The sequence below is a fragment of the Patescibacteria group bacterium genome (assembly GCA_041653535.1).
GTDB lineage: Bacteria > Patescibacteriota > Patescibacteriia > JACRDY01 > JACRDY01 > JBAZFH01.
This window is the reverse complement of record JBAZFH010000010.1, coordinates 1-8666: the sequence shown is the minus strand read 5'-3', so window position 1 is coordinate 8666 and position 8666 is coordinate 1. Positions and strand designations below refer to the sequence as shown.

Here is an 8666-nt window from a genome sequence, read left to right as displayed (position 1 = left end):
TTCATATATATTAACGATCTTTGTCTTTTGGTTTCATTAATGGAAAAAGAACACTGTCGCGTAGATTTGGTTGTTGCGTCAGCAGTGTAAATAGGCGATCAACACCCATGCCCCAGCCGGAAATTGGCGGCATGCCGTGTTCCATGGCGGTGAGATATTCTTCATCGACATCCATGGCTTCTTCATCACCGGCGGCTTTGGCTGCGGCTTGTTCGACAAATCTTTGGCGCTGATCGATCGGGTCAACTAGCTCGGAATAAGCTTTAACTATTTCCCAGCCGTTGACTACTAGTTGAAATTGGTCGACTGTTCGATTATCACTGTCGTTAACGCGCGCTAATGGCTGTACTACTTTTGGATAATGATAAAGAATAGTTGGGTTTACAATTTTGGGTCGAGAGAATTTTTTGTAAATATTATCAATCAAAGTCGACAGTCCCATATTTTCGGCGTCTTCTATTTCAATTTCTTTCTTTTTGCAGTCGGCACGCAAATCTTTGACGTCGGTATAAGACATAATGTCGAGACCAGAGTCTTTGTTTACTGTTTCGATAAAATCAATTTTTTTCCAAGGAGTGGTAAAATCCACTTCGCGTGGATTACCGTCTTTGTCTTGAATAGTAATTTTTTTGGGTATGTTTAATTTATCAAAAAGGTAATCAAACATTTTTTCGGTAAAGGCGATATTGTCTTCGTAGTTCCAGTAAGCACAGTAGTGCTCGATATGAGTGTGTTCGGGTAGATGCGACGGATCGTGACCTTCATTACGAAAAGCCTTACCAATCTCAAATATTTTCTCAAAACCACCGACGATTAATTCCTTAAGCGGTAATTCATGGGAGATGCGTAGTACAACATCAATATCCAGAGCGTTGTTGTGCGTTTTATATGGTCGCGCTGCGGCGCCAGTAGCACTGTGAAGCAGCGTTGGTGTTTCGACTTCATAAAAACCTTCCTGCCAGTAAAATTCGCGGAGCGCACGAATAAAGTTGGAGCGCAAAATAAAGCGTTCCAGAGTGTCGCGATTGGAGATTAGATCCAGGTAACGCTGACGGTATTTGGCTTCTTGGTCTTGTAGACCATGCCATTTTTCCGGCAGCGGTCGAAGTGCTTTGCCAAGGAATGTCCATTTTTTTACTAAGATTGAGCGCTCCCCCTTTTGAGTGGTAAAAGCTTCGCCTTCAATACCAAGAAAATCTCCCAGATCAATATTTTTGAGCAAAAATTTATATTCATCATTACCTAGTTCGTCTTGTTTGAAAACAATTTGCATTTTACCGGAAGCATCTTGCAAGTGAGCAAAGGTCAACTTACCCATGTCGCGAAAAGTCATCAGCCGACCGGCAACCGCCACCTTTTTGCCTTCTTTTTCTCCTAGGGCCTCAGCTAAACTATGGGTTTTATCAAATTTTTCCGGATATGGGGCGATGCCACGATCTTTGATTCGTTGTAGTTTTTCTAAGCGGACAGATTCCTCGCTCAGTTCGTTATTATTATTTTGTTGGGCGTCTTTTTTGGTCATAAAGTTAATTTAATAGATATAGTACTATTTTAGCGAAAAAAACCGTTTATAGCAACTAAAAAACAGGAGGTTTTACCCGTCCTATTTTTTTTCAATCAATCACTATTCTACGGCTATTATTTCACAAACCATTTTGCCTCTAGGAATCACCACTTCGAATTTATCACCAACAAGACGACCCAGAAATGCCTGACCTAGTGGCGATTCGTTGGAAATAAGACCTTTTACCGGGTCGGCTTCGTTAAAACTGACAATTTTGAACTCTTGAAGTTTGTCGTTTATCTTCACTTTTATTTTTGAACCAAGGTTGATCGTTCCGCCCTTATGCGCTACGCCGGAAACAACTGCGCGTTTAATCATATCTTCTAGTTCTAAAATCCTGGTTTCGTTAAATGACTGGTCTTCTTTAGCTTCCTGATATTCAAAATTTTCCGACAAATCACCCAAGCTTTTAGCATGTTCAATTTTTCCCGCTATAACCTTTCTCTTTGCCATTGATTCTTCTAGTTCTTTTTTAAGTTTGTCCAATCCTTCTGATGTTAAAATTAGTTGGTCCATAATAGTGTTAACAAAAAAAGCCCTTTACGTGCTGCTTTGTATTTTTAGATTAGGTAGTTAGAGTCTGTTATTTAATAATAATGGGAGGAAGAGCATATGTCAAGTTTAAGTATGCAGGAAATAAATTAAAACCCTATATACTGCATACTATCCCCCTATACTTATTGAAGTTTCGCCTTAAGGTAATCAATTAACTCTTCTATTTTTATCCTTTCTTGTGCCATAGTGTCGCGGTCGCGGACGGTAACAGCCTTATCGTTTATCGAGTCAAAATCAACGGTAATGCAATACGGGGTGCCAATTTCATCTTGGCGACGGTAGCGTTTACCAATACTTTGGGTTTCGTCATAATCAACCATGAAGTGTTTACGCAAAGTATCTGCAAGCGGTTTGGCAATAACCGACAATTCTTCTTTTTTGGAAAGTGGCAAAACGGCTACTTGAATCGGCGCTAAATTCTTGGGGAATTTCATTACTATGCGTTTTTCGGTTTCTCCTTCTTCGGCTGTTGGCGCGTCTTCTTCGTGATAGGCTTCCAGCAGCGCGACAAGAATCATGCGGTCAATACCAAAGGTTGGCTCAATAACATGCGGTAGATATTTTTCTCCGGTTTCCGGGTCGGTAAAATGCATATCCTGACCACTAACTGCTTCATGACGTGACAGATCGTAATCGGTGCGATAAGCAATGCCGTGCAATTCTTTGATGCCAAAAGGATATTTATATTCGATATCAACGGTTCTTTTACTGTAGTGCGCTCGTTCGCCGTCAGGGATCTCATGCCAGACAATGTTATTCATGTTGATTTGCATAATATCTGACCACCAGCGCTTGATTTCCCCTAGCCACATCTCAAAAACTTTTTCCCAGTCGTTTGGATGGATAAAATATTCAAACTCCCCTATCTCAAACTCACGAGTACGGAAAATAAAATTGCCGGTGGTGATTTCGTTGCGGAAGCATTTGCCGATCTGAGCAATACCAAATGGCAGTCGACGGCGAGTTGTGGTCTGGATGTTTTTGAAATTAACAAACATACCGCCAGCTGTTTCCGGACGTAAATAGGCTATGCTAGTACTATCTTCTGTCGGACCAAGAAAGGTCTTCAGCATTTGGTTGAAATTCTTCGGTTCGGTCAGGTTGCCACCGCATTCAGGACAATTGATCTCACTAATAGATTTGACCGGCTGTTTTTCGTGTTCTGGTCTAGCACTAATCATCTCTAGCAAATGGTCAGCGCGAAATCTTTGATGACATTTTTTGCACTCCACTAACTGATCATGAAAGTTTTGCAAGTGTCCGCTTGCTTCCCAGACTTTAGGATTCATGATGATAGCCGCGTCAAGCGGTACCATGTCGGCGCGCTGCTGCACAAAAAATTTCCACCAAGCATTTTTGATGTTTTGTTTTAGCAGATGGCCTAGCGGACCATAGTCCCAACTATTGGCTAGCCCGCCGTATATTTCACTGCCGGGAAAAACAAAACCACGGCGTTTGCATAGTGATACGATTTTGTCCATTAAGTTTTCTTCGGTCATATTAAATAGTCATTATTTCTTGTTCTTTACTTTCGGCTAGAGATTTGATCTGATCATTGTACTTGCCAGTCATCTCATCAAGGTCTTTTTGCATGCGGAATTTGTCGTCTTCGGTAATTTCATTATTTTTTTCCTGTTCGATAATTTCTTCTTTGATTTTATCGCGAATACCGCGAACGGCGATGCGAGCAGTTTCGGTTTTTTCTCCAACAAGTTTTACCAAATCACGACGGTTTTCTTCGGTCATATGAGGTACGCTGACACGGATAAAATTACCCTCATTAGCCGTGCCCAATCCCAGATTGGCGGCAGAAATAGCTTTTTCTATTTCTTTAAGCAGGCTTTTATCCCATGGTTCGACAGTCATGCTTTTACTGTCCGATACGTTAATGCTACCCAGTTGCTTGATCGGCATTTTGCTGCCATAAGAGTTAACTAACAAGTTTTCTAATAAAGCCGGAGTGGCACGACCGGTACGTACTCCGCTCAAATCAGCTTTAAAATGTTCGAGCGCTTTTTCAAAATCTATTTTTTTATCCTCTATTGTCATATAAAGTATTATTTTAGCTTATTTTTATTATTTTTCAAGTATAGTTACCCCTAGATAAATAACTTTAGGATCTTTTGAACTAATAGCCAGAGCCGATCCAGCGCGAGTGGATGGGAGTTTTTTAGCAATCCAACTTTTACCGCCGTCTAAACTTTTTACAAAAGCTGAGGAGGTTGTGTAGTAGATACCGTCACTGTTTTCTCGGTCAATAATCACCGCCAATATATTTTCTTTGCCAGGAGCTTCGATTAGTTTTAGTGCTTCCCATGTCGCACCACCGTCGGAAGTTTTGAGAATACCGTATTTTGCCGCCCAGAAAAATGAATTACGTTTTGACTGATCAATAACAAAATCGCGATATTCTAAAGAATCTTTGTAAGACTTAAACTGATCTTTGATTTGCGTCCAATTTTTTCCCTGATCAGAAGTCTTGAATAAGCCATTGTTAGTCGTGGCAAAATAAATAATACGGCTATCATACGGATCAATAACGATTTTAGTAATAGGCGTGGAAGCTCTTTTGATAGTCGCCCAACTCAACCCCGCGTCGTTACTTTGCATCAAATCGCCGTCTTTAGTACCGGCGTAGATAATATTTGAATTATACCAATCAACAACCAAAGCATTGACAATATCAGTGGTTTTACTGCCATAATAAATTTGTTTCCATTCACGGGCGCAGTTTTCTGTTTTAAATATTTTATTAGCAGCACTAACGTAAATATTGCAATTATCCTTTGGGTCAATGGCCAAGTCTTGGATTGATTTCATTTCTGTTGGTTGACGGCGGGGCGTCTGCCAATAATCGGCGTTGTTGTAAGAAAAAAACAAACCGTTATCCTTGGTTACCAAATAAAGGGTTTCGTCGTCTTTCGGGTCTAGATATATTTTTTTTACGTTGATTCCGCTAATCGATCCCGGGGTGCCGGAAATTGACGGAATCAGATTTTTGGCAGTCCATTTTTCTCCCTTATCCGTAGTTTTATATACACCGCCGTCAGTAGTAGCGCCTTTTTTGATAGACACTTCGCAACCGGCTAATACAAAAATCGCGAGAAAAATGCTTAAAACTAGTAAAAATTTTTTGGTCATAAATTTAAAAAGTTTTTAATATATTGATTTTTGATAACACTGCTCACAATAAACGCGTAGTCCGTTATTTAGTTTGATTGAAGACTCCATTTCTTTGCCACATTTATCGCAGTTACGTAATGCTATCTCGCCATTACGACGCTTTCCTAATCTTTGCTGATATCTGACTTCTGGATGAATTCTTGGTAGGGCAATATTATGCGCACGATAAAAAGCCAGTTCTTCTTTAATGATTTTGAAACCGTTGCCGGTTGTTTCACAAATAATGGTTTTACTCAGGATATCGTCGCCGACATCTTTTATATTGTTTGGCAAGTCTTTGGCAGCGATAGCGTTAGTGTAAATTTTATTTTTTTCCTGTTCTTGCCAATAACCGTCGAGCGTTTCGACTTCAGTTTTGGTTTTAGGAAAGCTGATTGCTGCCATGGTGTCGTTGTAAGGAAAAAATGACATGTTCAGCGGAAAAAATTCTCCATACTCCCCTGTTTTTAAAGCATGATCCTTGATTTTTTTGACGAGTGAAAAATACTCATCTTCGCTATACTGTTTGTTTAAAATACAATATTTTTTGTTTTGCAGTCCGCTGCAACCAAAGCAGTCGGTGCAAGACTGACAAAAACTGCAATATTCCAAATTATTCGAAGAACGAACAGTGTCGCAAAATTTTGTGTTGTAACTGCCGGTACCACCACCTAAAAGTTCGTAGCCAAGCTGACTTTTAACGCCAAAATAAGAGGTGTCAACGGTATCTTTTAACTCCAATCCATTATCACAAAAATTAATGTTTTCACAATTTATCAGTTCACGACAGTCTCGGCAGTTTTTGCAACCATCCAGGTATTCAGAGCGATAGCAATCGACGGATTTGTTGTTTTCTAGATTTTTATAAATCGCTTGTTTTTTGATCGTGGCAAAAAGCTTTTTATATTTTTGGAGTTCTTCATGGTTTCCCAGGTGAACGGTTTTAATTTTCTCTTCATAAGTTTTTTGATTGAGCTGTTCACCCCAGAAAACATAAGCGGCGTTGCGCAGATTGGCTCCACCAAAACAATCATGACAACCGTGGCAGTCAAACAAAAAGGTTGAGTCACGGCAATCATAGGCTTCTTCTGAAAAATTTACGTTATAACAGTTTTTGGAGCCGGTTAACTCATAACATAATTCGCAGTTTTCAATGTGGAGGCCGTCAGTGCATTCTTTGCATCTTATTACCCAGGTTAAATATAAACCGTTTTCGGCTAAACCAGTAAAACAAAGATAGCAGTTTTCACCCATCATGCTGACACAGTAGTCACAATTTACGGCAGATTGATGGCTGACTATACCGATGCGCGGCACAGCAAGAAACAGCTCTTGCAGTTGTGGAAATAGTTCACGGCTAAAATCGAAATCTCTACCATAATCAAGAGGGTTCCACTGATCAGACCACTAGTAAGTAGCGTCGTAAATTTTGTAGGCGCTTTGCGGTTGATAGAGAGAAATAATCTCTTTTCCCGTAGCGTCGCATTTGCGTCGGTAAAGATTTCTTTCATTGCGAAAAGCGAGTCGGCCAAGCAAGCGGCATTCTGGGCATCGCTTTGGTTCTGGGACGGCTATCTTATTATAAAAACCTTGGTCGTCATTGGAAATTGTAAATTCTTTTTGGCAGACGATACATTTCATAAGCTGATAAATGATTAGAACTGTAAAACCAAATGTTCAAGTGCTAGCTGTGGGTTAACGTTGCTACCAAACAGTGCCTTGGTTTGATCAATAGCTGCTATCCAGCCGCGCAATTCAACCGTGTCCTTTTTATATATATTAGCCTTTTTTAGCTCTTCCTGCAACCAATAATTGATAATCCCGTCAGGCGTATCCTGTCGGCAATTTTTGATCAGTATTACGTCGCGAATAACTGACTGCCAGACATCCAGACTTTCTTCAATATTTTTGATTTTATTGATTAATCCCTCGCCTTCTTTGCTTAAGACTTCTACAATTTGGAACTTCTCTGCCAAAGTGCCGCTAGTCAGGCGCAAAAATTCTTTGACTTTTTCTTGGCGCAAAGAGAATGGTTCATTGTCACGAAAAAATTTTACAGCCAGACCCGGTCTGCCAGCGGCCAGATAGGACAAGTTGTCAGCTAAATTTCTGGTACTCCCCATTTTTATCAACGATTCATGGATTAGGTTACGGTCAACCAGCTCTAAGTTGAAATTTTGGCAGCGTGACAGAATGGTTTTAGGTATAACGTCAGTATCGCGAGCAATCAGTATTAAAACTACCTTTTGCTCTGGCTCTTCTAATATTTTTAACAAAGCATTTGCTGCTTCAGTGCTCATTAATTCAGCCTGGTTTACAACCGCAATTTTGTAAGAATTAAGAAATGAACCAAGGCTTAACTTGTTTTTTAACTCCCGGACTTGTTCAATAGAAATGTTTTTTTTGAGATTTTCGGTTTTGGGGTCAACTAGACGATCAACCAAAAAAACATCGGGGTGGATGTTTTTTTCTAGCTGCAAGCATTCAGAACACTGGTCGCAAGGGTTGCCACTACTTGGTTTGGCACAAAACAAGGCTTTGATCAGCGCTCGGGTGATTTTTTTCTTGCCAATACCGGCTGGACCAGAAAAAAGATAGGCGTGGGAAATATTACCAACGGCTATGGTTTTTTTTAAAAAATCAACCACATTACTATGGCCAATAATTCCCCAATTTTGGCTAAAATCAGATTTACTCATGGTTTAAGTTTAGCAGGTTTTGAGCTAGTTATCAATAATTTATTGACAAAAATAGGTAGTTATGGTATAAATTTTTGATGACTTAGCTAAAAGTTTCTTTAAAAAACCAAACCAACCGGAACTGGAGGTGATAAAGCGTCGAAAGTTACAAAGACGTATCTGAAGATGATGGCGAAGTATTCGACCGATTGCCTTTTTCTTGGCTTTTTTGGTTTGATTTTTCGCCTGCGTTGTTGGCTCGGTCGAAAAGCGAAAAATTCGAAAAGTGGTTCCTCGTCAAAAAGTTTGCCAACGATTTGGTTGGGGCTATTTTAAATAAAACTAAACAAAGGAGGAATGATGAATAAGAGTTTGGTTTGGTTTGCGTTTCGCGAAGTGATCGGAAGACCGCTTTTTCTGATCACAACGGCGTTGTTGATTCTACTAGTTTTGGTCTTTTTTACGGCGTTAAATATTCCAGCGGCTGCTATTGGAAAAGTTATAGCCCTGGTTTTTTCCGTCGGCTACGGCTGGAGCGCAATCACTGTTCTGTGGTGGGTGTGGCAAAGTAAACGTTTGGCCAAACGGTGGGATGTTGATCCATTTCGGATACTGGTATGCTTCTCTCGCTCCGGAATGGGCAAATGCGGATATGCTTATTGGCACCGAGATGACTTTTTGAATTTTAGTCATCATAGTCATATCTA

9 protein-coding genes are annotated in these 8666 nt (G+C 40.1%); 1 reads left to right on the top strand and 8 read right to left on the bottom strand.

From position 1 onward, the window contains the following. Nucleotides 1–10: 10 nt before the first annotated feature. From lysS to WC310_05585, 8 genes are all read right to left on the bottom strand, one after another. Nucleotides 11–1522 carry a lysine--tRNA ligase gene (gene lysS / locus WC310_05620; GenBank protein ID MFA5359260.1) on the bottom strand — a complete coding sequence of 504 codons (1512 nt, stop codon included), beginning with the start codon at nt 1520–1522 and terminating at the stop codon, nt 11–13. Nucleotides 1523–1624: 102 nt separating this feature from the next. Next, complete coding sequence (gene greA, locus WC310_05615; GenBank protein ID MFA5359259.1) at nt 1625–2080, bottom strand: transcription elongation factor GreA; 456 nt, start codon at nt 2078–2080, stop codon at nt 1625–1627. Nucleotides 2081–2241: 161 nt separating this feature from the next. After that, nucleotides 2242–3618 carry a glycine--tRNA ligase gene (locus WC310_05610; GenBank protein ID MFA5359258.1) on the bottom strand — a complete coding sequence of 459 codons (1377 nt, stop codon included), beginning with the start codon at nt 3616–3618 and terminating at the stop codon, nt 2242–2244. Between the two features lies 1 nt (nt 3619). Further along, nucleotides 3620–4168, bottom strand: a complete 549-nt coding sequence (gene frr / locus WC310_05605) for a ribosome recycling factor (GenBank protein MFA5359257.1) — start codon at nt 4166–4168, stop codon at nt 3620–3622. 27 nt (nt 4169–4195) lie between these two features. Beyond that, nucleotides 4196–5260 carry a YCF48-related protein gene (locus WC310_05600; protein MFA5359256.1) on the bottom strand — a complete coding sequence of 355 codons (1065 nt, stop codon included), beginning with the start codon at nt 5258–5260 and terminating at the stop codon, nt 4196–4198. Nucleotides 5261–5275: 15 nt separating this feature from the next. Next, entirely contained in the window at nt 5276–6598 is a 1323-nt protein-coding gene (locus tag WC310_05595) for a hypothetical protein (protein MFA5359255.1), read from the bottom strand. A 90-nt stretch (nt 6599–6688) separates the two neighbouring features. Beyond that, the gene (locus WC310_05590) at nt 6689–6922 is read right to left on the bottom strand and encodes a zinc-ribbon domain containing protein (GenBank protein ID MFA5359254.1); all 234 of its coding nucleotides are present in this window, start codon (nt 6920–6922) and stop codon (nt 6689–6691) included. A gap of 14 nt (nt 6923–6936) precedes the next feature. Then, the gene (locus WC310_05585; protein ID MFA5359253.1) at nt 6937–7980 is read right to left on the bottom strand and encodes a DNA polymerase III subunit; all 1044 of its coding nucleotides are present in this window, start codon (nt 7978–7980) and stop codon (nt 6937–6939) included. Between the two features lie 336 nt (nt 7981–8316). On the opposite strand from WC310_05585, the gene WC310_05580 reads away from it, so the two are divergent. Beyond that, nucleotides 8317–8666 (top strand): hypothetical protein (locus WC310_05580; GenBank protein MFA5359252.1); only part of this gene is annotated, 350 nt, incomplete at its 3' end.